We start from the raw sequence: 21,117 nt of genomic DNA, 5'->3' as shown, positions 1-21,117 counted from the left end.
AGACCACATTGCCCCCTCCCACATTTTGAGTTTTGTCGTGTCAGACGGTTTTCCGTAGGCAAAAAAAAGCCCCGAACCAGTCGGGGCGTGATTGCTGTGCGGCACTGCGGTTAGGTCTTCCTTGGGGCCGCCGTGGCCGTGTACGCGGTGCTTAGTGGAACTGCTCTTCTTCGGTCGAGCCGGTCAGCGCGGTCACGGACGAGGTGCCGCCCTGGATCACGGTGGTCATGTCGTCGAAGTAGCCGGTGCCGACTTCCTGCTGGTGCGCCACAAAGGTATAGCCCTTGGAGGCGTCAGCAAATTCCTGCTCCTGCAGTTTCACGTAGGCGGTCATGTCGTTGCGGGCGTAGTCGTGCGCCAGGTTGAACATGCTGTGCCACATGTTGTGAATGCCAGCCAGGGTGATGAACTGGTGCTTGTAGCCCATGGCGGACAGTTCGCGCTGGAACTTGGCGATGGTCGCGTCGTCCAGGTTCTTCTTCCAGTTGAAGGAAGGCGAGCAGTTGTAGGACAGCAGTTGGTCCGGGTATTCCTTTTTGATCGCTTCGGCAAAGCGACGGGCTTCGTCCAGGTCCGGCTTGGCGGTTTCGCACCAGATCAGGTCGGCATACGGCGCATAGGCCAGGCCGCGGGCGATGGCTTGGTCGAGGCCGGCGCGTACTTTATAGAAGCCTTCCTGGGTGCGCTCGCCGGTCACGAACGGCTGATCGTACGGGTCGCAGTCCGAGGTCAGCAAGTCAGCGGCGTTGGCGTCGGTACGAGCCAGGATGATGGTCGGCGTGCCGGCAACGTCAGCGGCCAAACGGGCAGCGGTCAGCTTCTGTACGGCTTCCTGGGTCGGAACCAGTACCTTGCCGCCCATGTGGCCACATTTCTTCACAGAGGCCAGTTGGTCTTCGAAGTGAACACCAGCGGCGCCGGCTTCGATCATGCTCTTCATCAGCTCGTAAGCGTTCAGTACGCCGCCGAAACCGGCTTCGGCGTCAGCCACGATTGGCGCGAAGTAGTCGATGTAGCCTTCGTCGCCCGGACCTTTGCCGGCTTTCCACTGGATCTGGTCGGCACGACGGAACGAGTTGTTGATGCGCTTGACCACGGTCGGTACGGAGTCAACTGGATACAGCGATTGGTCGGGGTACATGGATTCAGCGGAGTTGTTGTCCGCTGCCACTTGCCAGCCGGACAGGTAGATCGCCTGGATGCCGGCTTTTACCTGTTGGACTGCCTGGCCGCCAGTAAGGGCGCCCATGCAGTTGACGAAATCTTTGTCGGGACGGAAGGAAGGCTTGGCACCTTGGGTGACCAGGTTCCACAGCTTCTCGGCGCCGAGTTTTGCAAAGGTGTGCTCAGGTTGAACCGAGCCACGCAGGCGGACGACGTCAGCAGCGGAATAAGCGCGGGTCACGCCTTTCCAGCGTGGGTTTTCAGCCCAATCTTTTTCAAGGGCTGCAATTTGCTGTTCGCGTGTCAGTGCCATGGGGAAAAACCTCGTCGCATAGGTCTAGGTGGAAAGATCCATTTGCCAGCCGCGCAATCGTTGCGGGGTATGGCTGCTCGCTGACCAGAAGCATAGGCGGTCAAGTCAGGTCTGACGGGGCAGGCGACGGGATGAACGATGATCGAGAGGGGGGCAGGTAAAGGCTGGCCGAGAACAGTCTTCGGGCGTCGTGGGCCCTTGGGCATTCTACAGCGTGTTGCCGGGTTACCTGGTTAGCTTCCGTCCCTCGGGACAACTTCGTTCCAGTCGCAACCTCGTCAAACACGCCTTGTGGGCGGTACAGACACGAATCGGCTCAGGTGGGTAACTTGGAGCGACGATCCGAAGGCCCTTGCCAGGGCCCCTGATTAGCGGGAGCGAGGCCATCATGCCCATGCTTTTTTGGATCGTCAAATGTTTTGTAGTGCTTTTTTCAGAGCACTACATCTTTAGTCTTATACGACTCATCAGTCAGTTTTTGGTGCTTCAGTTCAGGGTGTCGACCTTGACCCGCAAAGTCAGGTCATCGCGGCCCTGAGTAGAGTAGCTGCGGGTTGTAGAGGAATTGTCTGCCTGGGTCTGGCGGTTGATGCCCGCCAGGGGAATCCACTCACCCAGCCGGCCACTGATGGTTGTGTCGGTGCTTTGCACGTTCACTACATCGGGACGTTCCTGGCTCATGCGGTCACGGTTGGTACTGATCGCCAGGTGAACGGTCTCGCCGGTGACGCTGGCGGTCACATAGAAGCCCTGGGTCACGTTGCGGTATTGGGTCTGGTTTTGCGGGCGGCCATAAGCATCAGGTTGTGTGGTGGTCAGTGGCACGCTTTGGCCAACCTGAATCAGAGCGGGCACGCCTTCGCTGGCCTGGATCTGCTGGATGCCACCGTCACGGCTGGCGGTGCCATAGCTGATGATGCGGGTCTGGTTGCTAGCGGTGTTTTGCTGGTTGCTTTCGTTGGTGTCCACAGTAATCAGCAGGCGTTTGGCAGGCGTGTCGAGCTGGGCGAGCAGGGCGCGCAGAGCTTCGATCTTGCCGGGGGTGGCGTTAACAATAAGCTGGTTGCCGTAGGCGCTGACAGTGCTGTCCTTGCCGATGAAGTTCTGCGCCACCGGCAGCAGGTCGGCGCTGGTGCGGTTGCTCAGGTTGACGACTTCGGTGTCGGCCATGGCTGAGACGCTGGCGGTCAGGAGGAGGGCGGTGAGCAGGGTGCGTAGGGACATGTCCGTTATCTCTGCGAGGCGTTTAGGCTTGGATAGTGCCAGTTTGTCGGCCTGGCGGGGCGCAAGTTGAATCGTAGACGGCAAAATGCCCTGGCATGGCAGGGCATCTTGGGGTGTTGCTGAGATAGTCATCGGGGGCAAGCCCCCTCCCACACTTGACCGCATTCCAGGGGATGTACTCGGTCAAAATGTGGGAGGGGGCTTGCCCCCGATGGCAGCGACGCGGTCTTGAGTCAGCCCCCGCGAACCATATCGACATGCGGAATCCCGACTTCGAGGAATTCATCGCTGACGATCTTGAAGCCAAGCCGCTCATAGAACGGCGCTGCGTACACCTGGGCACTCAGGAATTGCTTGGTCTGCCCGCGTTGCTCGGCCACGCCGATCACCGCTTCCATCAGCTTGTCGCCGACCTTCAGCCCGCGCCAATCCTTGAGCACCGACACACGCCCAATTTCGCCACTGGGCAGCAGGCGAGCGGTGCCAATCGGAAAGTCGCCTTCAAACGCCAGGAAATGCACCGCATCAGCGTCGTCCGCGTCCCACTCCAGCTCGGGCGGAACCGATTGTTCAGCGATAAATACCGCTTCACGAATGCGCCGAATCTCAGCGATATCCTTATGCCAGTCCGCGACACTTACGTGAATCTTATTCATCGGCAAATCCCAGGCTGCCCTGCTTGACCAGTTCGCACAGCAGGTCGCGACCGTCTTCGTCGGCGAGCCACTCGCCCAGGTTTTCGCTGTGCAGCGCATCGGCGGAGCACACCAGTTTCAGCAGCTCGCGCAGTTTGCCGGGCAGGTAACGGCTCTGGCCGCTGGCGAATAGCAGCACGTCATCGTCCACTTCGGACCACGCCAAGCGTGCGCTTGGGTTGCGTACCAGGATGGCGCCGTCTTGCAGGGTGCTGATGAAGTCGTCTTCACCCAGCTCTTCGCCTGCAACCAGTTCCGGGTAGCGCGGTTCGGTCATGAACTGGCCGAACCAGGTCAGCAGCATGCGCTCGTCACTCATGTGCTCGGCCAGCAGGCTCTTGAGGCGGTCGAGGGCGTCGCTCTGGATCTGATGCGGGTCGCTGACCGGCTGGGCGTCTGCGTCGGTGTAGCGCTCTTCGTCGGTCAGGTACTGGGCGAGGAAGTCGGTGAAGTGGGTCAGCACTTCAGCGGCGCTCGGAGCACGGAAGCCGACCGAGTAGGTCATGCAGTCATCTTCGGCGATGCCGAAGTGCGCCAGGCGAGGCGGCAGGTAGAGCATGTCGCCCGGTTCCAGCACCCATTCGGCGGTTTCTTCGAATTCAGCGAGGATACGCAGGTCGGCGTGTTGCAGCAGCGGGCTTTCGGAGCTGCACATCTGGCCGATCTTCCAGTTGCGCTTGCCCTGGGCTTGCAGCAGGAACACGTCGTAGTTGTCGAAGTGCGGACCAACGCTGCCGCCCGGTGCGGCGAAGCTGATCATCACGTCGTCGATGCGCCAGCTCGGCAGGAAGCGGAACTGCTCCAGCAGCTCGGCCACTTCAGGCACGAACTGGTCGACCGCCTGCACCAGCAGGGTCCACTCGCGCTCAGGCAGGCTGGCGAAGGCGTCTTCGGCGAACGGGCCGCGACGCAGTTCCCATGGGCGCTCGCCGTGTTCGATCACCAGGCGCGATTCGACTTCTTCTTCCAGGGCCAGGCCGGCGAGTTCGTCGGCGTCGATCGGGCTTTCGAAATCAGGGATGGCCTGGCGGATCAACAGCGGTTTTTTCTGCCAGTAATCGCGCAGGAATTCCCGTGCCGTGATGCCGCCCAGAAGTTGAAGAGGGATGTCAGGATTCATGTGTAACCTATTGAAAAAAAGCACTTTTAAGACGGGAATAAAAACGCCCGGCGCGGCCGGGCGTCTCAAGGGTCTTGCGATGATCAGATGCGCTTGGCTTGCTCTACAGCGTTGCCGATGTAGTTGGCCGGGGTGAGCAGTTTCAGCTCGGCCTTGGCGGCGGCTGGCATGTCCAGGCCGTCGATGAAAGTTTGCAGTGCGTCGGAGGTGATGCCCTTGCCGCGGGTCAACTCTTTCAGCTTCTCGTACGGGTTTTCGATGTTGTAACGACGCATCACGGTCTGGATCGGCTCAGCCAGGACTTCCCAGCAGGCGTCCAGGTCAGCGGCGATTTTCTGCGCGTTGAGCTCCAGCTTGCTGATGCCTTTGAGGCTGGCTTCGTATGCGATCACGCTGTGAGCAAAGCCCACGCCGAGGTTGCGCAGTACGGTGGAGTCGGTCAGGTCGCGCTGCCAGCGGGAGATCGGCAACTTGCTGGCCAGGTGCTGGAACAGGGCGTTGGCGATGCCGAGGTTGCCTTCGGAGTTTTCGAAGTCGATCGGGTTGACCTTGTGCGGCATGGTCGACGAACCGATTTCACCGGCGATGGTGCGCTGCTTGAAGTAGCCCAGGGAAATGTAGCCCCAGATATCGCGATCGAAGTCGATCAGGATGGTGTTGAAGCGCGCAATCGCGTCGAACAGCTCGGCGATGTAGTCGTGCGGTTCGATCTGCGTGGTGTACGGGTTGAAGCCCAGGCCCAGCTCGTCTTCGATGAAGGCGCGGGCGTTGGCTTCCCAGTCGATCTCAGGGTAGGCCGACAGGTGGGCGTTGTAGTTGCCCACGGCGCCGTTGATCTTGCCCAGCAGTGGTACGGCGGCGACTTGAGCGATCTGGCGCTCCAGGCGATACACCACGTTGGCCAGTTCTTTGCCCAAGGTGGTCGGCGATGCCGGTTGACCGTGGGTGCGCGACAGCATCGGCACGTCGGCGAAACGGATGGCCAGTTTGCGGATGGCTTCGGCAGTCTGGCGCATCAGCGGCAGCATCACGTCATCGCGGCCTTCGCGCAGCATCAGGGCGTGGGACAGGTTGTTGATGTCCTCGCTGGTGCAGGCAAAGTGGATGAACTCGCTGACCTGGGCCAATTCCGGCAGCTTCGCCGCCTGCTCTTTGAGCAGGTATTCGATGGCTTTTACGTCGTGGTTGGTGGTGCGCTCGATCTCTTTCACACGCTCGGCGTGCTCCAGGGAGAAGTTTTCCGCCAGGGTGTTCAGTACAGCGTTGGCCTCGGCGGAAAACGCCGGCACTTCGCTGATGGCAGGGTGAGCGGCCAGGCGCTGGAGCCAGCGCACTTCAACCAGTACACGAGCACGGATCAGGCCGTATTCGCTGAAAATAGGGCGCAGGGCCTGGGTTTTGCCGGCGTAGCGGCCGTCAACAGGGGAAACCGCAGTGAGCGAAGAGAGCTGCATGGGGTGTTCTCGGACAGTCGGGCAACGAAATGGGGCGCGTATCATACATGAAAAAATCCGCCGGTCCGTCGCCAACTGACCGGCGTATTACGCGTAACGGCTTGAAAATAGCCTGTTGCTGCGACTTATTCGTTGCGCATCAACGGGTAAAGCTCTTTGAGCAATTTGCGTCGGCTGATCACCAGCTGCCAGCGATGACCGCCCAACTGGCGCCACAACCGCGCCGAACGAATACCGGCCAGGAGCAGGGCGCGGATTTTCGAGGCGTTGTTCGGTTGCTGCAGGTTGCGCATGTCGCCATGGACCTGGATCCGCTGGCGCAAGGTGCTCAAGGTGTCCTGGTACAAAGCGCCGCAGGCGGCGATCACGTTTTCGTGGGCTGGGCCGAAGTGTTCTACCTGGGACTGGATCTGTGGCAGGCGCTTGCCGATGATTTCCAGCATGTCGTCGCGCTTGGCCAGTTGACGCTCCAGGCCGAGCATCGACAGGGCGTAGCGCAGCGGTTCGCGCTGCAAGGTGCTCGGGTCGCGCTCCAAGGCGCCGATCAGCGCGCGGTAACCTTCGCGCAGCGCCAGGTCGTCGCCGCCGTAGACTTCCAGGGTGTCCTTGGGGTCGCGGATCAGCAGGCTGCCGAGCATGCAGGTCAGGCCGGCTTCGGTGACCTGGCCGGTCTTGGCGATCTTGTCCACCAGCACGGCGGAGAGAAATACCCCGCCGAGTGCCGTCAGTTGCTCCTGGGTCGGGCTCATGCCGGCTTGCTCCAGGCTTGCGCGACTTCAATCACGCCACCGCCCAGGCAGACTTCGCCGTCATAGAACACCACGGACTGGCCAGGGGTGACCGCACGTTGCGGGTCATCAAAGGTCGCACGGTAACCGGTAGTGGTTTTTTCCAGGGTGCACGGTTGGTCGCTCTGGCGGTAACGCACTTTGGCGGTCAGGCGGCGCGGCGTGCTCAGGTCGATCGGGTTGACCCAATAGATCTCAGAAGCCAGCAGCGCGCCAGAGAACAGCAGCGGGTGTTCGTTGCCCTGGCCGACGATCAGCACGTTGTTTTCCAGGTCCTTGACCAGCACGTACCACGGCTCTTCACCGGCGTCTTTCAAACCGCCGATGCCCAGGCCCTGGCGTTGGCCGATGGTGTGGTACATCAGGCCGTGGTGGCGACCGATCACTTCGCCTTCGGTGGTTTTGATTTCGCCTGGTTGTGCCGGCAGGTATTGCTTGAGGAAGTCGCTGAAACGGCGCTCGCCGATAAAGCAGATCCCGGTGGAATCTTTCTTCTTGGCGGTTGCCAGGCCGTGTTTTTCGGCGATCTTGCGCACTTCGGGCTTTTCCAGCTCGCCGACCGGGAACAGGGTCTTGGCGATCTGTTCGCCGCCGACAGCGTGCAGGAAGTAGCTCTGGTCCTTGTTTGGGTCCAGGCCCTTGAGCAGTTCGGTGCGCCCATCGATATCGCGACGACGCACGTAGTGGCCGGTTGCAATGAGGTCTGCGCCGAGGATCATGGCGTAATCAAGGAACGCCTTGAACTTGATTTCGCGATTGCACAGGATGTCCGGGTTCGGCGTGCGCCCAGCCTTGTATTCGGCCAGGAAGTGCTCGAACACGTTGTCCCAGTACTCGGCGGCGAAGTTGGCGGTGTGCAGCTTGATACCGATCTTGTCGCACACGGCCTGGGCGTCCGCCAGGTCGTCCATGGCGGTGCAATACTCCGTTCCATCGTCTTCTTCCCAGTTCTTCATGAACAGGCCTTCCACCTCATAACCCTGCTCCATGAGCAGAACGGCGGAAACGGAAGAATCCACGCCGCCGGACATGCCGACGATGACGCGCTTCTTTTGTGTGTCAGAAGGGGCTGGATCACGCATAGGGTTTCAACGGGTGTCTTGAAAAAGGACGCGATTCTAGCAGGCCTGGGCCCGCAAGGCTAAAGAGAAGGGCGGATCAATTCCAGGCTGTGGCGCTGACCGGCCAGATAATCATCGATACAACGGATGATCAACTCGCTGCGCCAGTCCTCGCGCACGGCCATCAGCTCCTCCCGTGTCAGCCAGCGGGCGCGGAGGATGCCTTCGTCGAGTTGATAGTCCGGGTGGTGTTTCAGGGCTTTGGCGATAAAGCAGACTCTTTGATAGGTCACGCCATTGCTGGGGGCGGTGTACAGGTAGATGCCGACGATGCCCGTGGCTTCCACGTCCCAGCCGGTTTCTTCGAGGGTTTCGCGCACGGCGGCCTCGGTCAGGGTCTCGTCCGGATCGAGGTGCCCGGCGGGCTGGTTGAGCACCGCGCGGCCGCCCTTGAGTTCTTCGACCATCAGGAAGCGGCCGTTGTCTTCGACGATGGTGGCGACGGTGATGTGGGGTTGCCAGGTCATATGTGGGTCTCGAATGCAGGTCGTTGTTCAGGTAGCCTGCATGATACGCCCGACATTCCTGTGTTGCTCAGAACGAAGCGCTGGCCTGCGCTTGTGGTGAAAATTTCAGTATCACCTCGCTGTTCGGGTCGGGCTGCCATTCCTTTACATCATACGGGGAATTTTCGTTGCGAATGATGCACTTCCATTCCACCTTCTCATCGAGTTGGACGCCCGAAAACCGGACTTGCCCGGTCCATTTCGGATAGTCAGTGGGCGTAGTGGCGAGCAACACAGCCTTTTCCGTTTTCCATTCCCCAATATCCCGGTGTGAACCGACTACATAGACGCTATAACCAGGCTTCGTGTTGCCGTTCAGGCATGTAAAGCTCGCGCTGAGGAAATACGTGATCTGAACGTTTTGGCCGGCGTTCGCGAAGGGTAGCAACGTAAGGACGAAGGCGCCCAGCGGCAATAGGCAGTAGGTGCGGAACATTTGAAGTCCTCCCATGTTTGGCTCAGTAGCCACGGGAGAATAATGGTGTTCAGAGGGAGGGAGAGTCACCTGTTAGAGTTGACAGTTCATTAGATTCTTTCGCAATTGCTCCATTTGCGTGAAGGCTCGAAAACACAAACCCCGGCACATGGCCGGGGTTTGTGATGTCACCTTACAACCTTACTTCAACTTGGCAATCGCTGCATTGAGGGTGTTGCTTGGGCGCATCGCCTTGCTGGTCAGTTCTGGGTTCGGCGCGTAGTAGCCACCGATGTCCACTGGCTTGCCCTGTACGGCGTTGAGCTCGGCAACGATGGTTGCTTCGTTGTCAGCCAGGGTTTTTGCCAGTTCGCCGAACTGCGCTTGCAGTGCAGTGTCTTCGGTCTGGGCGGCCAGGGCTTGAGCCCAGTACAGCGCCAGGTAGAAGTGGCTGCCGCGGTTGTCGATGTTGCCGACTTTACGCGATGGCGACTTGTTATTGTCGAGGAACTGGCCGGTGGCCTGGTCCAGGGTCTTGGACAGTACCAGGGCTTTCGGGTTGTTGTAGGTGACACCCAAATGCTCAAGGGACGCGGCCAGGGCCAGGAACTCGCCCAGGGAATCCCAGCGCAGGAAGTTCTCTTCAACCAGTTGCTGCACGTGCTTTGGCGCCGAACCGCCGGCGCCGGTTTCGAACAGGCCACCGCCGTTCATCAGCGGCACGATCGACAGCATCTTGGCGCTGGTGCCCAGTTCCATGATCGGGAACAGGTCGGTCAGGTAGTCGCGCAGTACGTTACCGGTTACCGAAATGGTGTCCAGGCCCTTGCGGGTACGCTCCAGGGTGAACTTCATCGCGTCGACCGGCGCCATGATGCGGATGTCCAGGCCTTCGGTGTTGTGGTCTTTCAGGTAAGCCTGAACTTTCTCGACCACGACGCCGTCATGCGCACGCTTGGGGTCCAGCCAGAAAATGGCCGGGGTATCGCTGGCGCGGGCACGGTTGACGGCCAGCTTGACCCAGTCCTGGATCGGCGCGTCTTTGGTCTGGCACATGCGGAAGATGTCGCCGGCTTCGACGGTCTGTTCCATCAGCAGGTTGCCCTTGCTGTCGGTGATGCGAACTACGCCATCAGCCTTGATCTGGAAGGTCTTGTCGTGGGAGCCGTACTCTTCGGCTTTCTTGGCCATCAGGCCAACGTTTGGCACGCTGCCCATGGTGGTTGGATCGAAAGCGCCATTGGCCTTGCAGTCTTCGATGACGGCTTGGTAGATGGTGGCGTAGCAGCGATCCGGGATCACGGCCTTGGTGTCGTGCAGTTGGCCGTCGGTGCCCCACATCTTGCCGGAGTCACGGATCATGGCCGGCATCGAGGCGTCGACGATGACGTCGCTTGGCACGTGCAGGTTGGTAATGCCTTTGTCGGAGTTGACCATCGCCAGGGAAGGGCGAGCGGCATAGACCGCCTGGATATCAGCTTCGATCTGTGCCTGCTGGTCAGCCGGCAGGGCCTTGATGCGGGCGTACAGGTCGCCGATGCCGTTGTTCAGGTTGAAGCCGATCTGCTCCAGCACGGTGGCGTGCTTGGCCAGGGCATCTTTATAGAACTCGGCAACGATCTGGCCGAACATGATCGGGTCGGAGACCTTCATCATGGTGGCTTTGAGGTGAACCGACAGCAGTACGCCTTGTTTCTTGGCGTCTTCGATTTCGGCGGCGATGAACGTGCGCAATGCGTTCTTGCTCAGCACGGCGCTGTCGAGGATCTCGCCAGCCTGTGCGGTGGTCTTTTCTTTCAGGACGGTGGTGGTGCCGTCCTTGCCGACCAGCTCAATTTTGACAGCATCAGCGGCTTCGATCTGTACGGCTTTTTCGCTGCCGTAGAAGTCGCCGTTGCTCATGTGGGCGATGTGCGATTTCGAGTCCGCAGCCCAGGCGCCCATTTTGTGCGGGTGCTTGCGTGCATAGTTCTTGACCGACAGCGGTGCGCGGCGGTCGGAGTTGCCTTCGCGCAGTACCGGGTTCACGGCGCTGCCCTTGACCTTGTCGTAACGTGCACGGGTTTCTTTTTCCGCGTCGGTGGTTACGGTTTCCGGGTAGTCCGGCAGGGCGTAGCCCTGGGCCTGCAGTTCCTTGATCGCCGCTTGCAGCTGCGGGGTCGAGGCGCTGATGTTGGGCAGCTTGATGATGTTGGCTTCAGGGGTCACGGCCAGGTCGCCCAGTTCGGCGAGGTGGTCCGGTACGGCCTTGGTGCCCAGTTGCTCGGGGAAGCTTGCCAGGATGCGCGCGGCGAGGGAGATGTCGCGGGTTTCCACGGCAATATCAGCGGAAGCGGTGAAGGCCTCTACGATAGGCAGCAGTGAATAGGTGGCGAGGGCAGGGGCTTCGTCGGTGAAGGTGTAGATGATCTTCGAGCGGGTGGGCATATTCGGATTAACTCTCTTCTTTGCTGAAAGCGTGCGCAGAAACTCGAGATGCGCCGGGTGGAGCGCGTTCGTTCAAAGTCATCCATGAGCGAAATGTCGAGGTTTCTTCGCGGTGATGTTGGGTTGCATCAGTCGAGCGTCAAGCGGGTGGACTATTGTAATAGTCCGGCTTTGTAGCTGAAGGCACCTATTCTAGAGCGGTCAGCCGTCGTGACTCTTGGGTCAGCGGCGGCATTATACATAGGTCGCTATGCTTACGCCGAGCCTTCATACAAAAGGTGAGTCGTCCATTGGTCTAAAGGTCGCAGGTACCGGGGTGCGCCTAAAGTCGCACGATGTGCTCAAGATTGGCGCTTTTCCCTTTGCTTTCAGGCTTGTAGGCGACAATTTATGCTGTTTTCGATGCAAATGAGCATGGCGCGAGGTTTCAGTCGCCATTTATCTGGAGTAGGCTCGAACGCAGCCAGATGTTCAATCCATAGATGGAGTTCAGCATGGGATACAAGAAGATTCAGGTTCCGGCAGTCGGCGACAAAATCACCGTCAATGCAGACCATTCTCTCAATGTTCCTGACCAACCGATCATCCCTTACATCGAAGGTGACGGTATTGGCGTCGACATCAGCCCGGTGATGATCAAGGTAGTCGACGCAGCTGTTGAAAAGGCCTACGGCGGCAAGCGCAAGATCTCGTGGATGGAGGTGTACGCCGGCGAAAAGGCGACTCAAGTCTACGACCAGGACACCTGGCTGCCCCAGGAAACCCTGGATGCGGTCAAGGATTATGTGGTGTCCATCAAGGGGCCGCTGACCACGCCGGTCGGGGGGGGCATCCGTTCGCTGAACGTGGCCCTGCGTCAGCAACTCGACCTTTATGTTTGCCTGCGCCCGGTGCGCTGGTTCGAAGGTGTGCCGAGCCCGGTCAAGAAGCCTGGCGACGTGGACATGACGATCTTCCGCGAAAACTCCGAAGACATTTACGCTGGCATCGAGTGGAAAGCCGGTTCGCCGGAAGCCATCAAGGTGATCAAGTTCCTCAAGGAGGAAATGGGTGTCACCAAGATCCGTTTCGACCAGGATTGCGGGATTGGCGTCAAGCCGGTATCCAAGGAAGGCACCAAGCGCCTGGCACGCAAGGCCTTGCAGTATGTGGTGGATAACGACCGCGAATCGCTGACCATCGTGCACAAAGGCAACATCATGAAGTTCACCGAAGGGGCGTTCAAGGAGTGGGCCTACGAAGTGGCGGCCGAAGAGTTCGGTGCGACGCTCCTCGACGGTGGGCCTTGGATGCAATTCAAGAACCCGAAGACCGGCAGGAATGTGGTGGTCAAGGACGCCATTGCCGACGCCATGCTGCAACAGATCCTGCTGCGTCCCGCCGAGTACGACGTGATCGCCACTCTTAACCTGAACGGCGACTACCTGTCCGACGCCCTGGCGGCGGAAGTGGGCGGTATCGGCATTGCGCCGGGGGCTAACCTGTCTGACACCGTTGCCATGTTCGAAGCGACCCATGGTACGGCGCCCAAGTATGCAGGCAAGGATCAGGTCAACCCTGGCTCGTTGATTCTGTCGGCAGAAATGATGCTGCGCCATATGGGTTGGACCGAGGCGGCTGACCTGATCATCAAGGGCACCAACGGCGCGATTGCGGCCAAGACCGTGACCTATGACTTCGAACGTTTGATGGAGGGGGCGAAGCTGGTTTCGTCGTCGGGCTTTGGTGATGCGTTGATTTCGCATATGTAAAAGCAGGTGCATAAAAACGGCCACCCCAGCGTGATTGGGGTGGCCGTTTTTTATCGCAAGCTGCACATTTTGTTGGCGGATATCAGGCCAGTTGTTTCTTCTCGTGAGCATGCGCTGGTGCGGTTTTTTCCGGTGTTACAGTTATATTGATAGCATGCAACCCTTTCGGTCCTTGAATGATTTCAAAGGTTACTGGTTGGCCCGCCTTCAGCGTTTTGTACCCGTCCATCGTGACCGCTGAATAATGCGCAAAAAGGTCGTCGGTTTTCCCTTCCTCATTCACAAAGCCATATCCTTTGGCATTGTTGAACCACTTGACCTTGCCACTGATCTTGACGCCAGACATACCCATTTCCCTCTGCACCAGACTCCATCACTGGAGTATCATCCAGTTTATCCGTCCTAACCCGAATAAATTAAGGTTGACTGCGCGGACCTTTTTTACCCACTGTGGGTTCTATTGGTTGTAACACCGATTTGCCGATAGTCAAGGCGACCAGTCGGTCAGAGTTGAAATTCTGACAGCTCGCCCCCACCACTGTATTTGAACCACTGACGAACCTTTCTTTCCATGCATGCAATCAGCCAGATTCGACTAACATTCAATCAGGATCGACCGGATCACGAACACGATGACGACGGTTCTGCAGGCATTGCTGTTCAGGAGGCCAAGCCTGCTTTACAGGCGCCGCCGATGTACAAGGTGGTTTTGTTCAATGATGACTACACACCGATGGATTTCGTGGTCGAAGTACTCGAGGTGTTTTTTAACCTGAACCGCGAGTTGGCGACCAAGGTAATGCTGGCCGTTCACACAGAAGGACGGGCAGTATGTGGAGTGTTTACCCGTGACATCGCCGAGACAAAGGCCATGCAGGTCAACCAGTACGCCAGGGAAAGCCAGCATCCGCTACTCTGTGAAATCGAGAAGGACGGTTAACGCCGACCACTTGGGTATGAGGTGAAGCTATGTTAAACCGCGAGCTCGAAGTCACCCTCAATCTTGCCTTCAAGGAGGCTCGTTCGAAGCGTCATGAATTCATGACTGTCGAACACCTTTTGCTGGCACTTTTGGATAACGAAGCTGCCGCCACCGTTTTGCGTGCGTGCGGCGCCAACCTCGACAAACTCAAGCATGACCTGCAGGAGTTTATCGACTCCACCACGCCACTGATCCCCGTGCATGACGAGGACCGCGAAACCCAGCCAACCCTGGGCTTCCAGCGGGTATTGCAGCGTGCTGTTTTCCACGTACAGAGCTCCGGTAAGCGTGAAGTCACAGGCGCCAATGTGCTTGTGGCGATCTTCAGCGAACAGGAAAGCCAGGCAGTGTTCCTGCTCAAGCAGCAGAGCGTTGCCCGTATTGATGTCGTCAACTACATCGCCCACGGTATCTCCAAGGTGCCTGGGCACGGCGATCATTCCGAGGGTGAGCAGGATATGCAGGACGACGAGGGCGGTGAGTCTTCTTCTTCAAGCAACCCGCTGGATGCCTATGCCAGCAACCTCAACGAGTTGGCGCGCCAGGGGCGGATCGATCCGCTGGTGGGGCGTGAGCTTGAGGTCGAGCGTGTAGCGCAGATCCTCGCGCGTCGTCGCAAGAACAACCCGCTGCTGGTGGGCGAGGCGGGCGTGGGCAAGACCGCGATTGCCGAAGGCCTGGCCAAGCGCATCGTGGACAACCAGGTGCCGGACCTGTTGGCCAACAGTGTCGTCTACTCCCTTGATCTGGGCGCGTTGCTCGCCGGGACCAAGTACCGTGGCGATTTCGAGAAGCGCTTCAAGGCGCTGCTCGGCGAGCTGAAAAAACGCCCGCAGGCGATCCTGTTCATCGACGAGATCCACACCATCATTGGTGCGGGTGCGGCTTCCGGTGGGGTGATGGATGCGTCCAACCTGCTCAAGCCGTTACTGTCGTCGGGTGACATCCGCTGCATCGGTTCCACCACTTTCCAGGAATTTCGTGGCATCTTCGAGAAGGACCGCGCCCTGGCGCGTCGCTTCCAGAAGGTCGACGTCTCCGAGCCGTCGGTTGAAGACACCATCAGCATCCTGCGCGGGCTCAAGGGGCGTTTTGAAGCGCACCATGGCATCGAGTACACCGATGAGGCGCTGCGCGCAGCTGCGGAGCTGGCATCGCGCTACATCAATGATCGGCACATGCCGGACAAAGCCATCGACGTGATCGACGAGGCGGGGGCCTACCAGCGCCTGCAACCGGTCGAGAAACGTGTGAAGCGCATCGACGTGCCTCAGGTCGAGGACATCGTGGCGAAGATTGCGCGGATTCCGCCAAAACACGTCAACAGCTCCGACAAGGAGCTGCTGCGTAATCTGGAGCGCGACCTCAAGCTCACGGTGTTCGGCCAGGATGCAGCTATCGACGCGCTGTCCACCGCGATCAAGCTGTCGCGTGCGGGCCTCAAGTCGCCGGACAAGCCAGTCGGCTCGTTCCTGTTTGCCGGGCCTACCGGTGTCGGCAAGACCGAAGCGGCGCGGCAGTTGGCCAAGGCCATGGGTATCGAGCTGGTGCGGTTCGACATGTCCGAGTACATGGAGCGTCACACCGTGTCGCGCCTGATCGGCGCGCCTCCGGGCTATGTTGGCTTCGATCAGGGCGGTCTGTTGACCGAAGCGATCACCAAGCAGCCACATTGCGTATTGCTGCTCGATGAAATCGAGAAGGCCCACCCGGAAGTCTTCAACCTGCTGTTGCAGGTGATGGATCACGGGACCCTGACCGACAACAACGGACGCAAGGCGGACTTCCGCAACGTGATCGTGATCATGACCACCAACGCCGGTGCTGAAACGGCCGCGCGGGCTTCGATCGGCTTCACGCATCAGGATCACTCTTCTGACGCGATGGAAGTGATCAAGAAAAGCTTCACGCCGGAGTTCCGCAACCGCCTGGACACCATTATCCAGTTTGGTCGCCTCAGTCATGAGGTTATCAAGAGTGTGGTGGACAAGTTCCTCACCGAGCTACAGGCGCAGTTGGAAGACAAGCGCGTGCAGCTGGATGTCACGGAAGCGGCGCGCAGCTGGATCGCCGAGGGTGGCTACGACGCAGCAATGGGCGCTCGCCCAATGGCGCGTCTGATCCAGGACAAGATCAAGCGGCCGCTGGCTGAAGAGATCCTGTTTGGCGAACTCTCCGACCATGGTGGCGTGGTGCATATTGACCTGAAGGACGGCGAGCTGACCTTCGAGTTCGAAACCACGGCAGAAATGGCCTGATCGATAACCGCAGGCGCCAATGTGGGAGGGGGCTTGCCCCCGATAGCAGTGCTTCAGTCGCTACACGAGTGACTGGTACGCCGCTATCGGGGGCAAGCCCCCTCCCACATTGTCTTGTGGTGCTAGATAAATGGCGCACACAAAAACGCCCGGCATAACCGGGCGTTTTGTATTGACTTGCTTAGCGAGCGCGGTAAGTGATGCGCCCTTTGCTCAAGTCATAGGGCGTCAGCTCGACGCGCACTTTGTCACCGGTAAGAATACGAATGTAGTTCTTGCGCATCTTGCCGGAGATATGCGCGGTTACGACGTGCCCATTTTCCAACTCCACACGAAACATGGTGTTGGGCAGGGTGTCGACGACAGTGCCTTCCATTTCGAAGCTGTCTTCTTTCGACATGCAGTAAAGCCCTCGGTATCCAGTGAATGGCCCGGTGCAACTGCGCCAGGCAAAAGCGGCGTGCATTGTGCCCGAAAAAGGGTGTTTAAGCCAAGGGGTTCTAGTTAAGCGTGACCCATCTTTGATTAATCAGCAGTTCTATGGGCCGATATTGGGTCTTGTAGCTCATCTTTTTGCAGTTCTTGATCCAGTATCCGAGGTAAACCGCCTCCAGTTCCAGGCGCAGGGCTTCGCCGATTTGCCAGAGGATCGCAAAGCGCCCCAGGCTGCGGCGCTCTTCGGTCGGCTCGTAGAAGGTGTAGACCGCCGACAGGCCGTTAGGCAGCAAATCCGTCACGGCGACGGCCAGCAGGCGACCGTCCGCACGAAATTCATAGAAGCGTGAAAAAGGCAGGTCGCGCACCAGGAACGTGGAGAATTGGTCGCGGCTTGGTGGGAACATATCGCCATCGGCGTGGCGTTGCTCGATATAGCGCTGGTAAAGGTCGAAGTATTCTTCGGTAAACCGAGGCTTGCTCGATGTCACCACCAAGTCGACATTGCGCTTGAGGATGCGCTTCTGGTTGCGGTCCGGCAGAAACTGCGCCACAGGGAGGCGCGCCGGCACGCAGGCATTGCAGTTCTGGCAATGGGGTCGGTACAGATGGTCGCCGCTACGCCGAAAACCCATTTCCGAAAGATCCGCATACACATGCACGTCCATCGGTTGGCTGGGGTCGAGGAACAGTGTGGTGGCCTGCTCGTCTGGCAGATAGCTGCAAGAGTGGGCTTGAGTGGCATAAAACTTCAAACGCGCCAACTCGGTCATGATCAACCCTCGGGATAAGCTTTGAAATAAGTGTAAGCCAGGTGCGCGGATGTCGCCTAAGAAACCCACGGCCCGGTGTTGGGTTGGTCCAGGTGGTCGCGTAGAAAACCGGCGAACTCACTGCGAGGAATGGCGCGGGCACCCAGGCTGTGCAGGTGATCGTTGGGCATCTGGCAGTCGATCAGCACAAAGCCCCAGGCCTGTAATTGTCGCGTCAGTGTAGCGAAGCCAAATTTAGAGGCATTGTCGGCGCGGCTGAACATGGATTCGCCAAAAAACAGCTGGCCCATCGCCAGGCCATACAGGCCGCCCACCAGTACGCCTGCATCCCATACCTCTACCGAGTGCGCATGGCCGCGCTTGTGCAGCTCCAGGTAGGCGTTCTGGATGCCTTCGGTGATCCAGGTGCCATCGGCGTAGGCGCGCGGCGCAGCGCAGGCCTGGATGACGGCGGCGAAGTCCTGGTCGAATGTCACGGTGTAGCGCTGCTGGCGTAACAGCTTGCCCAGGCTGCGGGATACGTGGAGTTCATCAGGGAAGATCACCGTGCGCGGGTCTGGCGACCACCAAAGGATCGGTTGACCCTCCGAAAACCAAGGGAAGCAGCCGTGGCGGTAGGCCTTGACCAGTCGCTCCGCCGATAGATCGCCGCCGGCGGCAAGCAGGCCATTGGGTTCGCGCATGGCTTTGGCCAGCGGTGGAAAGGTCAGGGTGTCGCGTTGCAACCAGGTCAGCATGGCATCCAGGCTTATGGAAGGGGAGGGGAGTGGCAGGTATGACACCCGCCTCGGCAGTGCTGATTATTGTCGACGCAGCGCCATCGGGCCAGCTTGAATCCGCCATTGCTGCGTATTAGCGTGAGCGGGTGTTTCTGCAACTCTATGCCGGGGGTGTGGTCGTATTCTGGGCCGGCCCATGCAGGCCAATTGCCAAGCTTGCCTGGATTGGTAAAAACAGCTCATAAGCCTTTGTCAGCAAAGACAATGCATGCTCAAATTGCACATGTTGTGACACACAATTGGCTATGCTGGCTGAAGAAAGCCAAGTGGCGTGGCATCAGGCACACAAACCCGTACAATGCGGCCATTGTGGCGTTATCGTCATTTCATTGCGCAATCGCTCGACGTTAAACGTAGATTCAACGACGTTCGTTTATTTTCAGCTGCTCGGATTGGGCAGTAGTTGCAGTCATTCAACAGATGGACGCGCTAAAGGCGCAGGAAAAGACCCGTTTTGAAGAAATCCGCCGCAACACCTAAAGCAGCAGTCGTGCCGGCTTGGCGCCAGCACCTGCACTATCGACTCAAGGAAGGTGCGCTGATCGCTATCGGCGCGCTGTGTCTGTTCCTGATGATGGCCTTGCTCACCTATGGCAAGGACGATCCGGGCTGGAGCCACAACAGCAAGATCGACGACGTGCAGAACTTCGGTGGTCCGGTGGGTTCCTACAGCGCCGATATCCTGTTCATGGTGCTGGGTTACTTCGCTTACATCTTCCCGTTGCTGCTGGCGATCAAGACCTGGCAGATCTTCCGCCAGCGTCACGAGCCGTGGCAATGGAGTGGCTGGCTGTTCTCCTGGCGCCTGATCGGCCTGGTGTTCCTGGTGCTCTCCGGCGCTGCGCTGGCCCATATTCATTTCCACGCGCCTACCGGTTTGCCGGCGGGCGCGGGCGGGGCGCTCGGCGAAAGCCTTGGCGACCTGGCGCGCAAGACCCTGAATATCCAGGGCAGCACCCTGATGTTCATTGCGCTGTTCCTGTTCGGCCTCACGGTATTCACCGACCTCTCGTGGTTCAAGGTGATGGATGTGACGGGCAAGATCACCCTCGACCTGCTCGAATTGTTCCAAGGCGCCGCCAACCGTTGGTGGTCTGCCCGTGTCGATCGCAAGCGCATGGTGGCCCAGTTGCGCGAGGTGGATACCCGCATCAATGAGGTCGTGGCCCCGAGCACACCGGACCGCCGCGAACAGGCCAAGGTCAAGGAGCGCCTTATCGAGCGCGAACAGGCCCTGAGCAAGCACATGTCCGACCGCGAGAAGCAGGTGCCACCGGTGATTGCGCCGGCGCCGCCCAAGGCTCCCGAGCCAAGCCATCGCGTGCAGAAAGAGAAACAGGCGCCGTTGTTCATCGACAGCGCCGTGGAAGGCACCTTGCCGCCGATCTCGATTCTCGACCCGGCCGAAAAGAAACAACTCAACTATTCACCGGAATCCCTGGCGGCCGTCGGCCACCTGCTGGAAATCAAGCTCAAGGAATTCGGTGTCGAAGTCTCGGTGGACTCGATCCACCCAGGCCCGGTGATTACCCGTTACGAAATCCAGCCGGCCGCCGGTGTAAAAGTCAGCCGCATTTCCAACCTGGCCAAGGACTTGGCCCGCTCCCTGGCCGTGACCAGCGTGCGCGTGGTGGAGGTGATCCCCGGCAAGACCACCGTGGGTATCGAGATTCCCAACGAAGACCGCCAGATCGTGCGTTTCTCCGAAGTGCTGTCGACGCCGGAATACGACAACTTCAAATCGCCGGTCACCCTGGCCCTGGGCCATGACATCGGCGGCAAGCCGGTCATCACTGACCTGGCGAAAATGCCTCACCTGCTGGTGGCCGGTACCACCGGTTCCGGTAAGTCGGTGGGGGTGAACGCGATGATCCTGTCGATCCTGTTCAAGTCCGGCCCGGAAGACGCCAAGCTGATCATGATCGACCCGAAGATGCTCGAACTGTCGATCTACGAAGGCATTCCGCACCTGCTGTGCCCGGTGGTCACCGACATGAAGGACGCCGCCAACGCCCTGCGCTGGAGCGTTGCCGAGATGGAGCGCCGCTACAAGCTGATGGCGAAGATGGGCGTGCGTAACCTGTCGGGCTTCAACGCGAAGGTCAAGGAAGCCCAGGACGCCGGCACGCCGCTGACCGATCCGCTGTACAAGCGCGAAAGCATCCACGACGAAGCACCGCTGCTGAGCAAGCTGCCGACCATCGTGGTGGTGGTCGACGAATTTGCCGACATGATGATGATCGTCGGCAAGAAGGTTGAAGAGCTGATCGCCCGTATCGCCCAGAAAGCGCGAGCGGCCGGTATCCACTTGATCCTTGCTACCCAGCGGCCGTCGGTGGACGTGATCACCGGCCTGATCAAGGCCAACATCCCGACGCGTATGGCGTTCCAGGTGTCGAGCAAGATCGACTCGCGGACCATCATCGACCAGGGCGGCGCCGAACAACTGTTGGGCCACGGTGACATGCTCTACATGCCGCCGGGCACCAGCCTGCCGATCCGTGTGCACGGCGCTTTCGTGTCCGACGATGAAGTGCACCGCGTGGTGGAAGCCTGGAAGCTGCGCGGCGCGCCTGAATACAACGATGACATCCTTGCCGGCGTTGAAGAAGCTGGCAGCGGTTTCGACGGTGGCAGCAGCGGTGGCGACGATGATGCCGAGACCGACGCGCTGTACGACGAAGCCGTGGCATTTGTGCTGGAAAGCCGCCGGGCCTCGATTTCTGCGGTACAGCGCAAGCTGAAGATCGGCTACAACCGCGCCGCCCGCATGATCGAAGCCATGGAAAACGCCGGCGTCGTCACCGCAATGAACACCAACGGCTCGCGTGAAATCATTGCCCCTGGGCAGATGCGCGACTGACTCCGTGCCGCGTGGCAGCACGCGGCGCGCCCTGACTACTCAATGAGGA

18 protein-coding genes are annotated in these 21,117 nt (G+C 59.4%); 4 read left to right on the top strand and 14 right to left on the bottom strand.

Annotated features, from left to right (window positions below; genetic code table 11):
• Positions 1–151: 151 nt before the first annotated feature.
• From aceA to NDJ82_RS00445, 10 genes are all read right to left on the bottom strand, one after another.
• Complete coding sequence (gene aceA / locus NDJ82_RS00490) at positions 152–1,477, bottom strand: isocitrate lyase (RefSeq protein ID WP_010458877.1); 1,326 nt, start codon at positions 1,475–1,477, stop codon at positions 152–154.
• Positions 1,478–1,963: 486 nt separating this feature from the next.
• A complete protein-coding gene (locus NDJ82_RS00485; RefSeq protein WP_250924752.1) occupies positions 1,964–2,701 on the bottom strand; it encodes a secretin N-terminal domain-containing protein in 738 nt (245 codons plus the stop codon).
• 233 nt (positions 2,702–2,934) lie between these two features.
• The gene (locus tag NDJ82_RS00480; RefSeq protein ID WP_158878071.1) at positions 2,935–3,357 is read right to left on the bottom strand and encodes a GNAT family N-acetyltransferase; all 423 of its coding nucleotides are present in this window, start codon (positions 3,355–3,357) and stop codon (positions 2,935–2,937) included.
• Complete coding sequence (locus NDJ82_RS00475; protein ID WP_099587013.1) at positions 3,350–4,516, bottom strand: ribosomal protein uL16 3-hydroxylase; 1,167 nt, start codon at positions 4,514–4,516, stop codon at positions 3,350–3,352. The genes NDJ82_RS00480 and NDJ82_RS00475 overlap by 8 nt, the downstream gene beginning before the upstream one ends.
• Positions 4,517–4,599: 83 nt before the next feature.
• On the bottom strand, positions 4,600–5,970 hold the full coding sequence (gene purB / locus NDJ82_RS00470; RefSeq protein ID WP_250924751.1) for an adenylosuccinate lyase: 1,371 nt from the start codon (positions 5,968–5,970) through the stop codon (positions 4,600–4,602).
• Positions 5,971–6,095: 125 nt separating this feature from the next.
• A complete protein-coding gene (gene hflD / locus NDJ82_RS00465; protein ID WP_099587011.1) occupies positions 6,096–6,719 on the bottom strand; it encodes a high frequency lysogenization protein HflD in 624 nt (207 codons plus the stop codon).
• Complete coding sequence (mnmA, locus tag NDJ82_RS00460) at positions 6,716–7,840, bottom strand: tRNA 2-thiouridine(34) synthase MnmA (RefSeq protein ID WP_191958875.1); 1,125 nt, start codon at positions 7,838–7,840, stop codon at positions 6,716–6,718. The genes hflD and mnmA overlap by 4 nt, the downstream gene beginning before the upstream one ends.
• A gap of 59 nt (positions 7,841–7,899) precedes the next feature.
• Positions 7,900–8,346, bottom strand: a complete 447-nt coding sequence (locus tag NDJ82_RS00455; protein WP_158878070.1) for an NUDIX hydrolase — start codon at positions 8,344–8,346, stop codon at positions 7,900–7,902.
• A gap of 67 nt (positions 8,347–8,413) precedes the next feature.
• Positions 8,414–8,821: a carbohydrate-binding module family 20 domain-containing protein gene (locus tag NDJ82_RS00450; RefSeq protein WP_112196969.1), complete on the bottom strand. Its 408-nt coding sequence runs from the start codon at positions 8,819–8,821 to the stop codon at positions 8,414–8,416.
• A 180-nt stretch (positions 8,822–9,001) separates the two neighbouring features.
• Positions 9,002–11,227 carry an NADP-dependent isocitrate dehydrogenase gene (locus NDJ82_RS00445; protein WP_191946336.1) on the bottom strand — a complete coding sequence of 742 codons (2,226 nt, stop codon included), beginning with the start codon at positions 11,225–11,227 and terminating at the stop codon, positions 9,002–9,004.
• 494 nt (positions 11,228–11,721) lie between these two features.
• Here NDJ82_RS00445 and icd point away from each other — a divergent pair, with 494 nt between their 5' ends.
• Positions 11,722–12,978, top strand: a complete 1,257-nt coding sequence (gene icd / locus NDJ82_RS00440; protein WP_099587006.1) for an NADP-dependent isocitrate dehydrogenase — start codon at positions 11,722–11,724, stop codon at positions 12,976–12,978.
• Positions 12,979–13,060: 82 nt separating this feature from the next.
• On the opposite strand, the gene cspD is transcribed toward icd, so the two are convergent.
• Positions 13,061–13,324 carry a cold shock domain-containing protein CspD gene (cspD, locus tag NDJ82_RS00435; RefSeq protein WP_250924750.1) on the bottom strand — a complete coding sequence of 88 codons (264 nt, stop codon included), beginning with the start codon at positions 13,322–13,324 and terminating at the stop codon, positions 13,061–13,063.
• A 225-nt stretch (positions 13,325–13,549) separates the two neighbouring features.
• Here cspD and clpS point away from each other — a divergent pair, with 225 nt between their 5' ends.
• Both clpS and clpA read left to right on the top strand, forming a co-directional pair.
• Entirely contained in the window at positions 13,550–13,918 is a 369-nt protein-coding gene (gene clpS, locus NDJ82_RS00430; RefSeq protein WP_010567912.1) for an ATP-dependent Clp protease adapter ClpS, read from the top strand.
• Positions 13,919–13,947: 29 nt separating this feature from the next.
• Positions 13,948–16,218 carry an ATP-dependent Clp protease ATP-binding subunit ClpA gene (clpA, locus tag NDJ82_RS00425; RefSeq protein WP_078743290.1) on the top strand — a complete coding sequence of 757 codons (2,271 nt, stop codon included), beginning with the start codon at positions 13,948–13,950 and terminating at the stop codon, positions 16,216–16,218.
• 181 nt (positions 16,219–16,399) lie between these two features.
• Here clpA and infA read toward each other — a convergent pair whose 3' ends face one another.
• The 3 genes from infA to aat all read right to left on the bottom strand — a co-directional run bounded on the left by infA (position 16,400) and on the right by aat (position 18,163).
• Complete coding sequence (gene infA / locus NDJ82_RS00420; protein ID WP_002553999.1) at positions 16,400–16,618, bottom strand: translation initiation factor IF-1; 219 nt, start codon at positions 16,616–16,618, stop codon at positions 16,400–16,402.
• Positions 16,619–16,718: 100 nt separating this feature from the next.
• A complete protein-coding gene (locus NDJ82_RS00415) occupies positions 16,719–17,426 on the bottom strand; it encodes an arginyltransferase (RefSeq protein WP_099587005.1) in 708 nt (235 codons plus the stop codon).
• Between the two features lie 56 nt (positions 17,427–17,482).
• Positions 17,483–18,163, bottom strand: coding sequence for a leucyl/phenylalanyl-tRNA--protein transferase (gene aat, locus NDJ82_RS00410; RefSeq protein ID WP_099587004.1), 681 nt, complete (start codon positions 18,161–18,163; stop codon positions 17,483–17,485).
• 496 nt (positions 18,164–18,659) lie between these two features.
• Between aat and NDJ82_RS00405 the strand changes: the two genes are divergently transcribed.
• Positions 18,660–21,068, top strand: a complete 2,409-nt coding sequence (locus NDJ82_RS00405) for a DNA translocase FtsK (RefSeq protein WP_099587003.1) — start codon at positions 18,660–18,662, stop codon at positions 21,066–21,068.
• Positions 21,069–21,117: the final 49 nt, after the last annotated feature.

It is taken from the genome of Pseudomonas sp. SR18 (assembly GCF_023701505.1).
GTDB classification, from domain to species: Bacteria; Pseudomonadota; Gammaproteobacteria; order Pseudomonadales; family Pseudomonadaceae; genus Aquipseudomonas; species Aquipseudomonas cyclaminis.
The sequence above is the reverse complement of the archived record's forward strand: the minus strand, read 5'-3'. Positions and strand labels throughout refer to the sequence as shown.